Raw genomic sequence first — 14,956 nt, forward strand, 5'->3', positions numbered from 1 at the left:
GGGGCACGGGTGTACGCCAGAAGTTCAGAATTATCCGGACTTTACCTGATACCCCTATAGACGAAGAAGAGCGATCCGCCAGGGTTGCTCTTCTTCGTCTTATTATATTCTATTTACCAATCAGTTTTTTCGCATCCTCTAACGACATCCCCTGCTCTCTCGCGATCTTTGCAAGGTCTTCGTACTCCAGTTTTCCGCGGCATACGCCGTAGCCTTCAGAAACCTTCTCATGGACCACGCCATACGGGGTCTCGTGTTCTTTCATGGTTCTTGTCAGGGTATAGCGTTTGCTGATACTCTCACGAATGCCAAGCGTTGTTGTGTGCTTAAAGAGCAGAGATACCATCTTTTCTTTGTCATTGCAGCGGCACATGCAGGTTAAAAGGATTCCCGGGCGGCTCTTCTTCATGCCGATCGGGATCGTGTAGACCTCAAGGGCACCTGCGGCAAAGAGGATCTCCTGAACGAAGCCGAGGGCTTCCGGAGTCATATCATCGAGATTACAGGAGAGCTCTGCCACTTCACTTCCTGTCTCCTCCGTTTCACCAAGGAGAACACGGACACAGTTGGCACGTTCAAAGTCTTTCTTTCCCATACCGTAACCGATCGCTGAGGTCCGCATGACCGGCATTTCCTTAAATTCTGTCACAAAGTGCTTTAACAGTGCCGCTCCGGTCGGGGTGCAGAGTTCTCCTTTGATGACTCCGCTGTAAATCGGAAGTCCCTGTAAAATAAAGGCTGTCGCAGGTGCCGGAACCGGAAGGATTCCGTGGGCACAATGGACATTTCCGCTTCCGACATGGATCGGGGATGCGATAACCTTTTTCGGAGCGATCATGTGCATTAAGAGGCAGACTCCGGCGATGTCCGCGATCGCGTCGGCGGTGCCGACCTCGTGAAAGTGGATCTCCTCGACAGTCTTTCCATGGACGTGGGATTCCGCCTCGGCGATCAACTGATAAACGGCTACAACATCCGCTTTAACCTCTTCCGGAAGGTTTAAGTGCTCGATAATGTGAGAGATGCCCGCCATGCTGGCGTGATGGTGGTGGGTGTGACCATGATCGTGGGTATGGTCATGTCCGCAATCATGATCGTGGTCATGGGGGTGGGTGTGCTCGTGAATGGTCTGCTCTGCTGCTAATTCTGCCAGTTCATGGGAATGGTGATGTGCTTCATGGCTATGGTCATGATGGTCACCTTCATGGTCGTGGTGATGATCATGGGTATGATGACTGTCTTCATGGTCATGAGTATGATGGTGATCTTCATCATGATCGTGGTGATGCTCATGCCCCTGCAGGTCGACGTCTACACTCTCCTCTTCTTCCCCATGGATCGTCACTTTCATATGCGTCCCGGTGATCCCACACTTTACTGACGGTTCTGCTTCGACGGAAAGCCCCGGAATCCCCATCCCATTCATCATCTTTAAAAACTTCTCTTTATCCGGGCAGATTTCGTAGAGAGATGCCATCAGCATATCTCCGGCAGCGCCCATTCCGCAGTCAAAATATAATGTTTTCATATCAGTTCCACCTCATTTAAAAATTACGCAAATTATTTTCTTGCATTTCGCCCGCTGCTGGCATCTTCCTCCAGCTGCACAGCAGCGCGGACTGATTTTCAAGCTTTTATCCACGCATATGGTTCATCATGCTCGCCAGATACCCGGCTCCAAAGCCGTTATCGATATTCACCACACTGACACCGCTGGCGCAGGAATTCAGCATGGAGAGCAGCGCTGATACACCGCCGAAGGACGCGCCGTATCCGATGCTGGTCGGCACCGCGATCACCGGGCAGTCGGCGAGACCACCGATGACGCTGGCAAGAGCGCCTTCCATACCCGCGATGGCGATGATCACTCGGGCGTTCATGATGGAGTCCATGTGGGAGATCAGGCGGTGAAGTCCCGCGACACCCACGTCATAAAGACGTTCCACCTGATTCCCCAGAGCCTCCGCCGTGAGTGCCGCCTCCTCCGCAACCGGAATATCACTGGTTCCGCCGGTCGCCACCACGATCGTCCCAACGCCGTCTTTTTCCGGGAAGCTTCCGCAGATCGCAACCTTCGCTTCCTTAAAATATTGATATCCGCTGCCGGTCGGATACAGTTCTGCCAACAGCTGCTCCGTCTCCCGGCTCTTTTCCTCGTCAACACGCGTGATCAGGATCGTCTCCTGCTTCCGCTTTTTCATTGCCTCCACGATTCCGGCGATCTGTCCCGGAGTTTTTCCCGCGCCGTAGATCACTTCCGCCGCACCCTGACGCAGCTTCCGGTGGGTATCCAGCTTCGCGAATCCCAGATCATCGTATCCTGCTGCTGTAAACGGCTCTTTCTTCAGCTCCAGAACAGCGTTATCCACAGACAGCTCTCCCGCCGCTACCTTTTTCAACATTTCGCGTATATCTTCCATGTATAATAAAATTCTCCTTTTTCTAAAAAGTGCCGCTGCTCATGTCCGCACCGGCGCAGCCGTCTGCCTCCATCTGAATTTTCAGCCGCTGAAAGCTTCCTTGAATTCCAGGTGCGCGGTACACGGCAACAAAAAGCCATGAAAAGAGCAGCCCGTCCTTCTGACCGGCTTTCTGCTCCCTTCATGGCAACGATTCTGATCTTATCTTATTTTTGCGGCACAGCTCCTCCATGTCTATATCCTGTATCGCATACCGCCCGATCATTTATTCTCCGACCGTATTTCTAAGTGTACCGATTCCTTCAATAATACACTCCACAACGTCCCCGGTCTCAAGGAATTTCGGCGGAACGAATCCCATGCCGACTCCTGCCGGTGTTCCTGTTGCGATGATCGTTCCTGCTTTTAATGTCATGCCCTGTGTAAGTTCACAGATCACTTCCTTGATTCCATGGATAAAGAGCCCTGTATTGGAATTCTGGCGGAGTTCTCCGTTTACCTTTGACTGGATCTTTAACACCGGTGGAAACGCAGTGGTATCCGCAGTCATAATACACGGGCCGAGCGGTGTAAATCCGTCCAGACTCTTTCCGAAATACCACTGCTTATGTTCCGTCTGCACCTCTCTGGCGCTGACATCATTCATGATCGTATAGCCGAAAATATAGTCCTTTACTTCGCCAGGTTTTACGTCTTTTGCGTCTTTTTTGATAATAACGGCAAGCTCTGCCTCATAATCCAGCTGATTTGTCAGATTCTTATGTGCCGGAATGATTCCATCGGGATCATTCGTGCGGTTCACGCGTTTTGAGAAATAGATCGCTTTCTCCGGTTTCTCAAATGCACGTTTTTCAAATCTCGCAGATTCCTCCGCGTGATCCATATAGTTGATTCCCAGGCAGATAATATCCTGATCCGGCTCCGCGATCGGAGATACGACCCGGATCTCGTCCACCGGGGCCGCTCCCATAACATCACCCGGGGCTTTCTTTGAAATATAATCCAGCATTTCCATCTCAGACGGTCCCGCTTCACGGATCAGGTCCTTCATGGACCGATATTCCATTCCCGCAGCAGAAACCGGATAAACCCAGGTTTCATCCTCATTTAATACACCTAAAAAAGATCTTTTGTCTACTTCATATGCCAATAATTTCATAACCGCTCCTTATGGGATATATTTCAGTTCAAAAATCCCGTTACACGTTATTATAGTACAAATCAAAAAGTGAGACAAGAATAAATTGACAATTGAAGGGGCAGAACTGCTGAACAGGTACTGACAATTTACAAATTTCATCTTGTAACCACACGGTATCCCCTTTATAATAAAAGTTGATACAGTCAGACGGCATCTGCCTCTGTATTGTACAGAATTTTCAGTTCGGAAAATTCCAACCTGTGTCCAACAACAAACAGCAAAACTCACGAAAGGGTGTATCTGATTATGGAAAAGATCACAAGCTTCACTGTCAATCATCTGAAACTGATTCCCGGTGTTTATGTTTCCCGAAGGGACATTGCCGGAGACAGCCATGTTACGACCTTCGATATCCGTATGACCCGTCCGAACTTTGAGCCGGTTATGAACACTGCCGAGGTCCATACGATCGAACATCTCGGCGCAACCTTCTTAAGAAATCATCGTCTTTACAAAGATAAAGTTCTCTACTTCGGTCCGATGGGATGTCGCACCGGATTCTACCTGCTTCTCTCCGGCGATTATGAGTCTGCGGACATCATCCCGCTGCTTCAGGAGATGTTCCTCTTTATCCGCGATTACGAAGGTGAAGTTCCGGGTGCCGCTGCCCGCGACTGCGGAAACTACCTTGACATGAACCTCCCGATGGCAAAATATCTTGCCGGAAAGTTCTATGATGAGGTACTTGAGGATATCCGCGAGGAACAGCTTGTTTATCCGGAATAATCAACACCGGGCGCAGATTCCGACAAGCGCAGATTCTGGCAGACACTGATCCCGACAGGAACAAAACAAATATGTGTAATTTTCTTATATCATGCAAAATCCCCATCCTTCAGGCCGATGTCTCTATCTTCTGACCTGTGATGGGGATTTTTTCAGCTATTTTTCCGCAAAGCTCTCAAGAATCACGATCCCGCGCGGCGGTACCGCCAGCATCATCTGGTTTTTCGGAACTTTACCGGTTCCATCCGTTGGAAGGTCGGCCGCATCCGGGTCGCCCGTATTGCAGATCACACGCCACTTTGCTCCCTTCGGGAGATGCGGAAGTCCAAACATATGCGGCTCCCAGTGCATGTTATAGGCTACATAGAAGTTCGCGTCATCACTCCCGTCCGGGCGTTTCGCGTAGGCACCCCAGTAGAGGATCCCGAACTGGCGGCGGAAATTTTCAAACTCCGGCTTCCAGGCGTTTTCCCCGTGATAGGACACATCCGGTCGTCCACAGGACTTATAATCCATGATCCGCGGTTCCCGGTCCATATGGAACATCTTGTGGGCTTTCCGGAAGGCAATGAGGCGTTTCACAAAGTCTACCTGATCCTTGTGGGTCTCCAGAAGCTTCCAGTTTAACCAGGAGACCGCATTGTCCTGACAGTAGGCGTTGTTGTTTCCGTCCTGACTGTTCCCGAACTCGTCGCCCGCCATGAGAAGCGGAACACCCTGACTTAAAAACAGGAGCAGATACGCATTCTTTAAGAGCTGTTTCCTCAGCTCCACGATTTTTTTCTTTCTCGTCGGGCCTTCCGCGCCGCAGTTCCAGGAATAGTTGTAGTTGCTTCCGTCCCGGTTCTCCTCGCCGTTTTTTTCATTATGCTTCCGGTCATAGGAGACGGTATCCATCAGCGTAAAGCCGTTGGTGTTCGCCATATAATTGATCACGGCATACTCCATCGGATTTCTGCGGTTCCGGAGCTCAAACGCTGACAACATCCCCTCATCGCCCTTTAAAAACCGGCGCATGTCCTCCATGAACTGCATATTGTATTCCGCGAGATTCTTTTCCTCCACAGATACCGCTCCATCCCCCGGAGTCACATAGCCATGCTTCGGCCGGCGGTTCATGACATCGTTCCAGTTTTCCGCGAAAAGCTTCGTCCGCTTTAAAAACGGGTCTTCCGCTGCCAGAGAAAGATCCGGGAATCCGGTCAGATGAAAACCATCCACATGGTACTCTTCCACCCAGTACCGGAGCACGGAAAGGATCTCCCCCGGAAGTTCATTTCCTGTAAAGTACATCTCCGGGATGCACTCGATCCCGGCCTTATGCAATTCTTTGACTAATGTTTTGAATTCACCTTCCGCCGACATTGTCTCACGGGAGGCATACGCCGTCTTCACCGCGTAGAGATAGGACGGACCATATCCCCAGTAATTTACGTATCCTGTCGGCTCCTGTTTCGCGTTATGGAATCCGCTTCCGGAGGATGACATCATGATCTCGTCGAACTCTGTCACCGGCATCAGTTCCACCGCCGTGATCCCGAGTTCTTTTAAATATGGGATTTTTTCCATGACACCGGCATACGTTCCGCGGGCAGATACCCCGGAGGACACATGCGCCGTAAATCCCCTGACATGGAGCTTATAGAGGATCGTTTCTGCATAAGGGGTTTCCGGGTTTACATCATCCTCCCAGTCAAACTCCTCCGACAGTACTCTGCCACGCACCGGTTTTCCGGCACGTTTCCGGTCTGCCCATTTTTCCCGGCCTGTGATGACGCGCGCATGAGGATCTGTCACAATTTTCCCATCTATCATGAAATTATATTCAAATGATGCAAAATCTGTCCGATCCAGTGCCAGTTCCCACACATCTCCCATCCGGTGTTTCGGATCAAACGAGATCTCCTCGCATGGCTTTTTCTCTCCTGGCCTGTACAAGAGCAGCCGAACCTCCCCGGCACGTCCCTGTACAAGGATGTGGACGCCGTTCTCTTCCTGCGTGACACCAAGTGGATACAGGATTCTGTTTCTGTTTCGATATTCTGCCATTCTAAAATCCCCCGTTTTCCCCGACATGTTCTATTTACTGATTTCAGCAACGGTTACCTGCGGTCCTGAGTTTCCGATAATCAACATCAGTAAAAATATATTTTTGAACAACTGCCGCTCTGGCCTTTTCCTGCTGCTAGGTCTCGCATAACTGGCACAACAAATACACAAGTCCGCTGACAGTTATCATATTACCTGTTCTTCTGCGCCTCGATCTGCTCCGCCAGATCGTTTAAGTAGACCCAACGATCCATCTTTTCTTCGAGTTGCGCTTCCTTCTCTTCTTTTTCTTTCATAAGCTCATTGAGCTTTGTAAAGTTCGTCGCAGAGGCCTCGATCTCCTTCTCAAGGTTATCTACTGCCTCTTCCAGAGCGGCGATGTCATCTTCGATGGTATCCCACTCTCTCTGCTCTTTGTAGCTGAATTTCAGTTTTTTCTCCCTTGGCTTCGCGTTCCCGCGGGATGCGCTGTCTGTCTCAGCCGCGTCATTTCCCTTATCCGCAGACTTCTTCGCTGCCGCCGGATTCTCCGCCGCGCTCTCCGCAAGCTTCGCTTCCCGCTCCGCCTTCGCCGCCTGATAGTCCGTAAATCCGCCCTCGTACTGCTGAAGCTTTCCATCTCCCTCGAAGGCAAAAATCCTGCCGACCACGCGGTCAAGGAAATACCGGTCATGGGATACCGTGATGACGATCCCCTGAAAGCTGTCAAGATAGTCTTCCAGGATCATCAGCGTCTGGATATCAAGGTCATTCGTCGGCTCGTCCAGAATCAGGACATTCGGTGCACTCATGAGGATCTTTAAAAGATAAAGACGTCTTCTCTCGCCGCCGGACAGCTTCTCGATCACGGTGTACTGGACAGACGGCGGGAATAAAAACCGCTCCAGCATCTGGGACGCGCTGATGCTGCCGTCCTTTGTCTTTACATACTCCGCAACATTCTTAATATAGTCGATGACCTTGAGGCTCGTGTCCATGTCCTCATTCTCCTGGGAGAAATAGCCGAGCTTTACAGTCTGTCCGATCTCAATTGTTCCGGAATCCGGTTTGACCCAGCCGGCGATCATCTTCATCAACGTCGATTTTCCGCTTCCGTTGGGACCAATATAGCCGATGCGGTCATCCTTTAAGAAAAAGTAGGTGTAATCCTTTACAAGGACCTTGTCCCCGTAAGATTTGCAGAGATCCGAGATCTCGATGGTGGTACGGCCGAGGCGGCTGGAGATGGACTCCATCTCGACTTTTCCGTCCTCCACCGGTCCCTTTTTATCCCGCAGTGTCTCAAACCGCTGAATTCTGCCTTTCTGCTTTGTAGAGCGGGCACGGGCGCCTCTCTGCATCCATGCGAGTTCTGTCCGCAGGATCGACTGACGTTTGCGCTCAGAGGCCTTTTCCATATCCATGCGCTCTGCCTTCAGCTCCAGAAAACCTTCATAGTTTGCCTGATAGCTGTAAAGCTTTCCGTTGTCCAGCTCCACGATCCGGTTCGTCACGCTGTCAAGGAAATACCGGTCATGGGTGATCATAAGGAGTGCACCCTTGAATTTCTTTAAATAATCTTCCAGCCAGTCCGCCATCTCACTGTCCAGATGGTTTGTCGGCTCGTCTAAGATCAGAAGCTCCGCCGTCGATAGAAGTACAGACGCCAGCGCCGCGCGCTTCTTCTGTCCGCCGGATAAATGCTCCACCTTCTCGTTGAAATCCGGGATTCCGAGACGGTTTAACATGGATTTCGCCTGACTTTCGATATCCCAGACGTGTTCATGTCCCTCATTTTCCCTTAAAACGCTCTCCAGCACCGTCTCGCCCGGATGGAATACCGGGTTCTGAGGGAGATATCGGATATCCAGATTCCGTCCACGGACGATCCGGCCGGAGTCCGGCTCCTCAAGTCCCGCCACCAGCTTCAATAGGGTCGATTTCCCTGTTCCGTTGATTCCGATGAGACCGATTTTGTCACCTTCGTTGATGGAAAAGTCGGTGTCATCAAAGAGCAGCCGCTCCGTATATGATTTTGTCAGATGTTCTGCCGTCACTAAATTCATGTTATGTCAACCCACTATCACTTTCTCAATCAAAACTTTTTACCTTCATTTACGTTTTTCAATATCTGCACAAAATTCTTTAATCTGTAAATTGCGTATTCTTTCGCAGATACTTGTACACAGCTTTTATCGCTACATACCGCTATACCTTGAGTCAGGTACTGTACCAAATCTATTCTATCGAATATCCAGCTCCACCGGACAATGATCGCTTCCCATCACTTCCGTATGGATCTTCGCGTCCACAAGCCTGTCCTTCAGACTTTCTGAGACACAGAAGTAGTCGATCCGCCACCCCGCGTTCTTCGCTCTTGCCGAGAACCGGTAAGACCACCAGGAGTAGATCCCTTCCTGATCCGGGTAAAAATATCGGAACGTATCAACAAATCCTGCCTCTAAAAGCTCCGTAAATTTCGCTCTTTCCTCATCAGAGAAACCTGCATTCTTCCGGTTCGTCTTCGGATTCTTTAAGTCGATCTCCTGATGTGCCACGTTCAGATCACCGCAGAAAATTACCGGTTTCTTCGTCTCCAGTTCCTTTAAGTACGCCCGGAATGCGTCCTCCCACTTCATCCGGTAATCGAGGCGCTTTAAGCCGTCCTGGGAATTTGGGGTATAGCAGGTGACCACATAGTATTCCGGAAATTCTGCCGTGATCACCCGGCCCTCATGATCATGTTCCTCGATCCCAAGACCGTAGGTCACTGAGACAGGTTCTTCCTTCGTAAACATCGCCGTTCCGGAATATCCCTTTTTCTCCGCGTAATTCCAGTACTGGTGATACCCCGGAAGCTCCAGATCCACCTGTCCTTCCTGCAACTTGCTCTCCTGGATGCAGAAAATATCCGCTTCCGTCTCCTTCAAATATTCTAAAAATCCCTTCCCCAGGCAGGCACGAAGCCCGTTTACATTCCAGGAAATCATTTTTTTCATAGACAACTTCTCCGTTTCTATCGCACTTTTTCGGCCACCGGACTGCTCCGGATTTTCTTCGATAAATGTCGGAACATTCAGAAAATGTGTGGCCCGCATATAGGTTCAGTATAACATTATTCCTAATGTTTTACCATCGAAAAAATAATCCCACATTCCTGTTACATAAAAAAACAGGTCCCCACACAGCATACCGCCATATGAGGACCTGTCTATTTTCAGCCTACCACACTCTTATCGATCACTTTCCAGTAAAGCGCCTTTTTCTCGATCAGCTCTGAGATCAGGTAAAGCGCCAGACCGATCACACTTAAAAGAATGACCGCATTCAGGATCATCTTGATATCGTATGTCTCACTACCCAGCGTAAGCAGATATCCAAGACCTGCTTTCGCTCCGATCATCTCACCGATGACCGCGCCTGTCATCGCCTGCGTTAAGGCAAGCTTAATTCCGGATAACATCATCTCGATCGAATACGGAACTTCGATCTTACAGAAGGTCTGCCATTTGCTGGCCTTTAACACCTTCATCAGATTGTATACATTATCCTCTATGGAGCGGATCGCCGATACCTCATTGATCATGATCGGGAACGATACGACCAGAATAACTAACGCCGCCTTGGATTCGATTCCGAGTCCCATCCAGAGGATGAAAAGCGGTGCCAGAGAGATCTTCGGGGCTGTCTGGATAATGATGACGAACGGCATGATCAGACGCTCAATAAAGCGGATCTTCGCCATAATATAGCCGAGAACCAGTCCGATCACGATACCGATCGCCGTTCCCACCAGGATCTCTTCCATTGTGACGCGGATATGTTTCATCACATCACCGCTCACAAACAGCTTTACCATCGAGTTCGCCAGCTCTGCCGGACCGGGAAGCAGGTAGTTCGGTACATGAAAGATCCGGATATACAGTTCCCACACGATCAGAAACAGCGGCAGAAACAGTGCCGGAAGAATGGTTTTTCTATATTTTCTGTAAAACATCTCTCACCTCATAGCTCTTCCCGTCCGAAGCGGGGAAAATTCTTTATTTTGCCGGTGTGTAAAGGAGTTCAGATGCATCGAAGGTCTCGTCGATATTGCCAATCTCCTTGGACTCATCGATCAGTGCCTGCCACTTCTCCGGGTTTGACGCGCCGATTCCGTTTTCCTTCGTGTAATCGCTCTGCCATAAGGTCTTTACGAATACATCGTTTAAGATCTGGACAACAACATCTCTCTTCTCAGCGAAGGTCGGTGCATATTTCTCGATGGACATATCAACAGCTTCCTCAACGTGACCGTCGATGATGTACTCGATCGCTTTGTTTAACGCGCGGCAGAATCCGTCAACAGTCTCCGGATCCTCTGCTACTAACTTGTCGCCTGCAACTAATACGTTGCCGAAGGACGGAAGGAACTGGTCGCATGTGATCTCGCTTGCCGCGTAACCGGAGTTGTTTAACTCGATGGTTCTGAGTTTGGAGAACACGATCGCGTCAACCTGACCCTCTGTGAGTGCTGTCAGAATTGCGCCTGTACCAACGATCTCAACCTGTACATCGTCGATTGTAAGGCCTGCAGACTCCATAGCTGCCTGGAGCTGGAAGTAGTTTGCGCTTCCAAGGCTTGTAACTGCTACTTTTTTACCCTTTAAGTCAGCCGGTGTGCTGATTCCGGAATCGCTTCCGAAGATGATCGCGCCGAGGCCTTCCTGATAGGTTGTATGAACAACTTTAACCGGGATACCCTGTGCCTTTGCCGCTACAACTGCATCTGCGTTCGGGAAACCGAACTCAACATTTCCTGCTGCAACGTTCTTTACGATATCGGCTGCTGCTGCATAATAGAATTCAACATTCAGTCCCTCTTCCGCAAAATATCCGTTCTCCTGCGCAAGGTATAACGGTGCGTAATACGGAACTGCGGAACCATCGATCTGGATGGAAACCGTCTTTAAATCGCCTGTGTCCTTTGCTTCTGCCGCCGTTGTCTCCTCAGCCTTTGTCTCCTCTGCGGCTGTCGTTGCCTCTGCGGTCGTTGCTGCTGCTTCGCTTGCTTTGCCTGCGCTCTCAGAGCTGCATCCTGCGAGCATGGACACTGCCATTGCCGCTGTCAGTACGGTTGCAAGAATTTTTTTCTTCATGGTACTCTCCTTCTCCTTTTTATAAATACATTGGTTCTTTGTCTTACCGGAACTGTATTTCCGGCATCTATAATTTCCCTCGCCATTTTTGGCCGGGTCATTATCTATATTTTATTTGATTGCGGTCAGCGGGCGGGCCCGCAGACCTTACAATCCGTTACTTTCTGTGCAGATATTCCTTATAAAGCTTTTCTCCCGCGGCAAGAGCCGTTCTGCACATCTCCTTCTGGGCCGGTTCAAAATCCACCAGCCACTGGTCCGTGATCCGGTTGCAGTGTACTGCACAGATGCTTCCGGAAAGAACATTGTTTAACGATGCCAGCGTAAAGATCGTCTCCGCCTCCATCTCCATGTTCAGAATGTTCCATTTTTCATACTGTTCCAGAACAGCATTTTCATCATATCCTGTCTCAAACGGCATCTGACGTCCCTGTCCGTGATAGAAGGAACCGACCGACATACAGATTCCCATGGAATATTCGTTCTTTCTCTCCTCACACGCGCGCTTTAAGCAATCCAGCACTTCAAATGAGGCTAATGCCGGATACTCAGACGGAGCGTAGAAGCAGGAAGCACCGCCTTTCCGGACGGCACCCGTGTTCAAGACCATCGCCCCGCACGGTACTTCTTCTTTCAGCACGCCGGTCCCGCCGATGCGGATCAGAGCTTTCGCGCCGAGAGCGATCAGCTGGAGCACAGCGATCTCCGTTGACGGACCACCGATTCCGGTCGAGCACACTGTAACTTTGATTCCGTTGTAATATCCGGTTCCAACCACATATTCCCGGTAGTTGCTGACGATCTTATAATCCTCTAAAAGATCCTCGAACATGGCAACGCGCCCCGGATCACCCGGAAGCAGTACGATCTCTCCGATCTCCTCAGCCGTACACTGGATATGCGGCATTTTTCCATTCATCGTCGGTGATGAAGCCGATGTAAAATTCACACTCATTTCCTCCCAAAATCTTTCTCTCATTCAGCACACCGCATTTCTGTCAGAAGCGGCGGGCTGAGCACTAATTTTTCGATTCGTGCCAGTACAGGAACTTATCCTCCAGCACACTGATCACCTGATACGTCGCGATTCCCAGAATGATCGTGACGATGATGCCCGCGAGCAGCATCGGGGTGTCATAGGTCGATGACGCGTAAGTCAGGATATATCCGAGACCCTGTTTTCCGGACATCCATTCGGCAACGATCGCACCGATGACTGCCTGAACGATACCGACCTTCAGACTTGCAAACAGCGCCGGTAATGAATACTGCATTTCAACCTGTGAAAACACCTGCCATTTTGACGCTTTTAAGATCTTCATCAGGTTTCTGACATCCGGCGGGATCGATTCCAAACCCAGCATCATTCCCGACAATACCGGGAACAGGACCATGGATATGATCAAAACAACCTTTGATACGAGTCCGATTCCGAACCATACGACGAATAACGGGACAAGTGCGATCTTCGGTGCCGTCTGAAGGAAGATCAGGTACGGCATCAGCATCGTTTTTAAGGCATCGATCTTGATAAACACATATCCGAGAACAATTCCTAAAAAGGCGCCGATCACAAATCCGAGAATGACCTCATAAGTCGTCGTCCAGAGATGTGCGTATACAGTTCCTTTTACAAACATTTTGACAAGGCTGCTCCAGACCTTCGGCGGAGACGGCAGGATGTACGCCGGGACATGCTTTACCGCAACGTAGATCCACCAGAGCGCGATAAACACGCCGACGGAAAGCGCGTATTCCCCGATGGTTCTCAGGAGTCCCTGAAGTTTTCCGTTCTTTTTCATCCGATGATCCCCCTCAGATACTTATTGTATTCCGTGAACTTCGGATCATTTCTCGTTGCCTCTCCCCTTGGACGCGGCAGATCGATCTCCACCATCTCCTTGACTCTTCCCGGTCTCGCAGACATGACGAGAACGCGGTCCGACAGGAAGGTGGCTTCCTCGATGCTGTGGGTAACGAAAATAACCGTCTTTTTCGTCTTCTGCCAGATCTTTAAAAGCTCCTCATTTAAGTGGTCACGGGTCAGGGCATCCAAAGCTCCGAAGGGCTCATCCATCAGAAGTAACGGAGCGTCATAGGAAAGCGCCCGGACGATGGACACACGCTGTTTCATACCGCCGGAAAGCTCTCTCGGAAGCGCAGTCTTAAACTCCGAAAGCCCTGCAAGTTCCAGGAGCTCGTCAAGCTTCTCTTCATTCTCTTTCGTCTGCTTTTTCTGGATCACTAACGGAAATTCTGCATTCTGTCTCACATTCTTCCACGGGAGCAGAACAGAATCCTGAAAAACGAATCCCATCTGCTGATCTGCCCCGTCCCGGTACTCGATCATACCGGAGGTCGGTTTATCAAGGTTTCCAATGATCCGCAAAAGTGTTGATTTCCCACAGCCGGACGGGCCGATGATAGAAATAAACTCCCCCGGACGGATCTGGAGGTTGATATCCTTCAGTGCGATCGTATCCTCTTTTAAGAGGTTGCTGTACACCTTATTTAAGCCCTTTAACTCTACACTATACTCGCTCATAACAAATCTCCTTTTTTTCTATCGGATCGCCTCGGAAATTTCTTTCGCACATTCCTTAAGCTGACAGATCCTCCGGAACATTTTTTCCGTATCTCCATCCTTCATGGACGTAAACGCGATCGCAGCCGCCAGCTCTCCGTTTCTGTCAAATACCGGGCACGCCGCGCCGAGGATCCCCATTTGTAATTCCTCGTCAATGACCGCATATCCCTGATTGTGAATGCGATCCAGCTCTTCATTCAGCTCCTTCAGATCCGTCTTCGTATTCGGTGTCGTTTTCGTGCGTTTCTCACGATCAAGAATATCCAATGCTTCGCTCCGGTTCATATAAGCCATAAAAACACGGCCGGCCGATGTGGAATAGAACGGGATCTCATGTCCGATCTTAACCATATACATATTGGAATCGCCGCGTTCGCTGCATGCCACATTCATCACAGCTCCATGCTCCATGATGCAGAGAACCACATTCCGGTCAATCTTTTCCGCCAGTCTGCGCATAGGCATCTGTGCCGCCTGCGTCAGCGCACTTCCCTTTACGACACCGGTGGCGATTGCGCAGATCTTATACCCAAGACGATATTTTTTCGTATGTTCGTCCTGAACGACAAAATGATTTCCCTTTAAGCTTGAAAGGATCCTGTGAGTGGAGCTTGCCGGGATCCCAAGCTGCTCCGCCAGATCCGTCACCGACATTCCATTCATATTTTGGCTCAGTATTTCCAGGGCATTCAATGCCCGGTCGATCAATTGCATAGTCTCCTCCAATTTCTGTAATGTGCGCAGCCACAGGATCCGTGGCTGGCTTATGTCAATGAGTTATCGTTTCTATGCTATTCCGCGTAGCGGAATACTGTTCCGTTTATCGAAATATTACAATTTCATTTTAGCATTATCC

Annotated in this window: 13 protein-coding genes; 1 reads left to right on the forward strand and 12 read right to left on the reverse strand. The window is 50.0% G+C overall.

Annotated elements, in window-relative coordinates; genetic code table 11:
• Positions 1–109 precede the first annotated feature (109 nt).
• The 3 genes from larC to ABCW45_RS12385 form a co-directional block, all read right to left on the reverse strand.
• Entirely contained in the window at positions 110–1,528 is a 1,419-nt protein-coding gene (gene larC / locus ABCW45_RS12375; RefSeq protein ID WP_120041051.1) for a nickel pincer cofactor biosynthesis protein LarC, read from the reverse strand.
• 106 nt (positions 1,529–1,634) lie between these two features.
• Positions 1,635–2,420 (reverse strand): nickel pincer cofactor biosynthesis protein LarB, encoded by a 786-nt coding sequence (gene larB / locus ABCW45_RS12380; protein WP_117566889.1) that lies wholly within the window; start codon positions 2,418–2,420, stop codon positions 1,635–1,637.
• A gap of 265 nt (positions 2,421–2,685) precedes the next feature.
• The gene (locus ABCW45_RS12385) at positions 2,686–3,579 is read right to left on the reverse strand and encodes a fumarylacetoacetate hydrolase family protein (protein ID WP_117483808.1); all 894 of its coding nucleotides are present in this window, start codon (positions 3,577–3,579) and stop codon (positions 2,686–2,688) included.
• Positions 3,580–3,867: 288 nt separating this feature from the next.
• Between ABCW45_RS12385 and ABCW45_RS12390 the strand changes: the two genes are divergently transcribed.
• Positions 3,868–4,347, forward strand: a complete 480-nt coding sequence (locus tag ABCW45_RS12390; RefSeq protein WP_015552261.1) for an S-ribosylhomocysteine lyase — start codon at positions 3,868–3,870, stop codon at positions 4,345–4,347.
• A gap of 156 nt (positions 4,348–4,503) precedes the next feature.
• Here ABCW45_RS12390 and ABCW45_RS12395 read toward each other — a convergent pair whose 3' ends face one another.
• The 9 genes from ABCW45_RS12395 to ABCW45_RS12435 form a co-directional block, all read right to left on the reverse strand.
• Positions 4,504–6,396 carry an alpha-amylase family glycosyl hydrolase gene (locus ABCW45_RS12395; RefSeq protein ID WP_343220949.1) on the reverse strand — a complete coding sequence of 631 codons (1,893 nt, stop codon included), beginning with the start codon at positions 6,394–6,396 and terminating at the stop codon, positions 4,504–4,506.
• Positions 6,397–6,587: 191 nt separating this feature from the next.
• A complete protein-coding gene (locus ABCW45_RS12400) occupies positions 6,588–8,441 on the reverse strand; it encodes an ABC-F family ATP-binding cassette domain-containing protein (RefSeq protein WP_343220950.1) in 1,854 nt (617 codons plus the stop codon).
• Between the two features lie 177 nt (positions 8,442–8,618).
• The gene (locus ABCW45_RS12405; protein WP_117514767.1) at positions 8,619–9,374 is read right to left on the reverse strand and encodes an exodeoxyribonuclease III; all 756 of its coding nucleotides are present in this window, start codon (positions 9,372–9,374) and stop codon (positions 8,619–8,621) included.
• A 218-nt stretch (positions 9,375–9,592) separates the two neighbouring features.
• Positions 9,593–10,372: an ABC transporter permease gene (locus tag ABCW45_RS12410; protein WP_343220951.1), complete on the reverse strand. Its 780-nt coding sequence runs from the start codon at positions 10,370–10,372 to the stop codon at positions 9,593–9,595.
• A 43-nt stretch (positions 10,373–10,415) separates the two neighbouring features.
• Positions 10,416–11,513: an ABC transporter substrate-binding protein gene (locus ABCW45_RS12415; protein WP_117503710.1), complete on the reverse strand. Its 1,098-nt coding sequence runs from the start codon at positions 11,511–11,513 to the stop codon at positions 10,416–10,418.
• A 157-nt stretch (positions 11,514–11,670) separates the two neighbouring features.
• Positions 11,671–12,468, reverse strand: coding sequence for a nucleoside phosphorylase (locus ABCW45_RS12420; protein WP_343220963.1), 798 nt, complete (start codon positions 12,466–12,468; stop codon positions 11,671–11,673).
• A gap of 64 nt (positions 12,469–12,532) precedes the next feature.
• On the reverse strand, positions 12,533–13,315 hold the full coding sequence (locus tag ABCW45_RS12425) for an ABC transporter permease (protein WP_015552254.1): 783 nt from the start codon (positions 13,313–13,315) through the stop codon (positions 12,533–12,535).
• Positions 13,312–14,058, reverse strand: a complete 747-nt coding sequence (locus tag ABCW45_RS12430) for an ABC transporter ATP-binding protein (protein ID WP_117514737.1) — start codon at positions 14,056–14,058, stop codon at positions 13,312–13,314. The genes ABCW45_RS12425 and ABCW45_RS12430 overlap by 4 nt, the downstream gene beginning before the upstream one ends.
• An 18-nt stretch (positions 14,059–14,076) precedes the next feature.
• On the reverse strand, positions 14,077–14,814 hold the full coding sequence (locus ABCW45_RS12435) for an IclR family transcriptional regulator (RefSeq protein WP_117514735.1): 738 nt from the start codon (positions 14,812–14,814) through the stop codon (positions 14,077–14,079).
• Between the last annotated feature and the right edge of the window lie 142 nt (positions 14,815–14,956).

It is taken from the genome of Pilosibacter fragilis, assembly GCF_032490495.1.
GTDB lineage: Bacteria > Bacillota > Clostridia > Lachnospirales > Lachnospiraceae > Pilosibacter > Pilosibacter fragilis.

What these genes read in the sequence shown, in the direction of transcription:
- larC (WP_120041051.1), bottom strand. Translation starts at nt 1,528, where the DNA reads ATGAAAACATTATATTTTGACTGCGGAATGGGCGCTGCCGGAGATATG.
- larB (WP_117566889.1), bottom strand. Translation starts at nt 2,420, where the DNA reads ATGGAAGATATACGCGAAATGTTGAAAAAGGTAGCGGCGGGAGAGCTG.
- ABCW45_RS12385 (WP_117483808.1), bottom strand. Translation starts at nt 3,579, where the DNA reads ATGAAATTATTGGCATATGAAGTAGACAAAAGATCTTTTTTAGGTGTA.
- ABCW45_RS12425 (WP_015552254.1), bottom strand. Translation starts at nt 13,315, where the DNA reads ATGAAAAAGAACGGAAAACTTCAGGGACTCCTGAGAACCATCGGGGAA.
- ABCW45_RS12435 (WP_117514735.1), bottom strand. Translation starts at nt 14,814, where the DNA reads ATGCAATTGATCGACCGGGCATTGAATGCCCTGGAAATACTGAGCCAA.
- ABCW45_RS12405 (WP_117514767.1), bottom strand. Translation starts at nt 9,374, where the DNA reads ATGAAAAAAATGATTTCCTGGAATGTAAACGGGCTTCGTGCCTGCCTG.
- ABCW45_RS12390 (WP_015552261.1), top strand. Translation starts at nt 3,868, where the DNA reads ATGGAAAAGATCACAAGCTTCACTGTCAATCATCTGAAACTGATTCCC.
- ABCW45_RS12410 (WP_343220951.1), bottom strand. Translation starts at nt 10,372, where the DNA reads ATGTTTTACAGAAAATATAGAAAAACCATTCTTCCGGCACTGTTTCTG.
- ABCW45_RS12395 (WP_343220949.1), bottom strand. Translation starts at nt 6,396, where the DNA reads ATGGCAGAATATCGAAACAGAAACAGAATCCTGTATCCACTTGGTGTC.
- ABCW45_RS12420 (WP_343220963.1), bottom strand. Translation starts at nt 12,468, where the DNA reads ATGAGTGTGAATTTTACATCGGCTTCATCACCGACGATGAATGGAAAA.
- ABCW45_RS12430 (WP_117514737.1), bottom strand. Translation starts at nt 14,058, where the DNA reads ATGAGCGAGTATAGTGTAGAGTTAAAGGGCTTAAATAAGGTGTACAGC.
- ABCW45_RS12400 (WP_343220950.1), bottom strand. Translation starts at nt 8,441, where the DNA reads ATGAATTTAGTGACGGCAGAACATCTGACAAAATCATATACGGAGCGG.
- ABCW45_RS12415 (WP_117503710.1), bottom strand. Translation starts at nt 11,513, where the DNA reads ATGAAGAAAAAAATTCTTGCAACCGTACTGACAGCGGCAATGGCAGTG.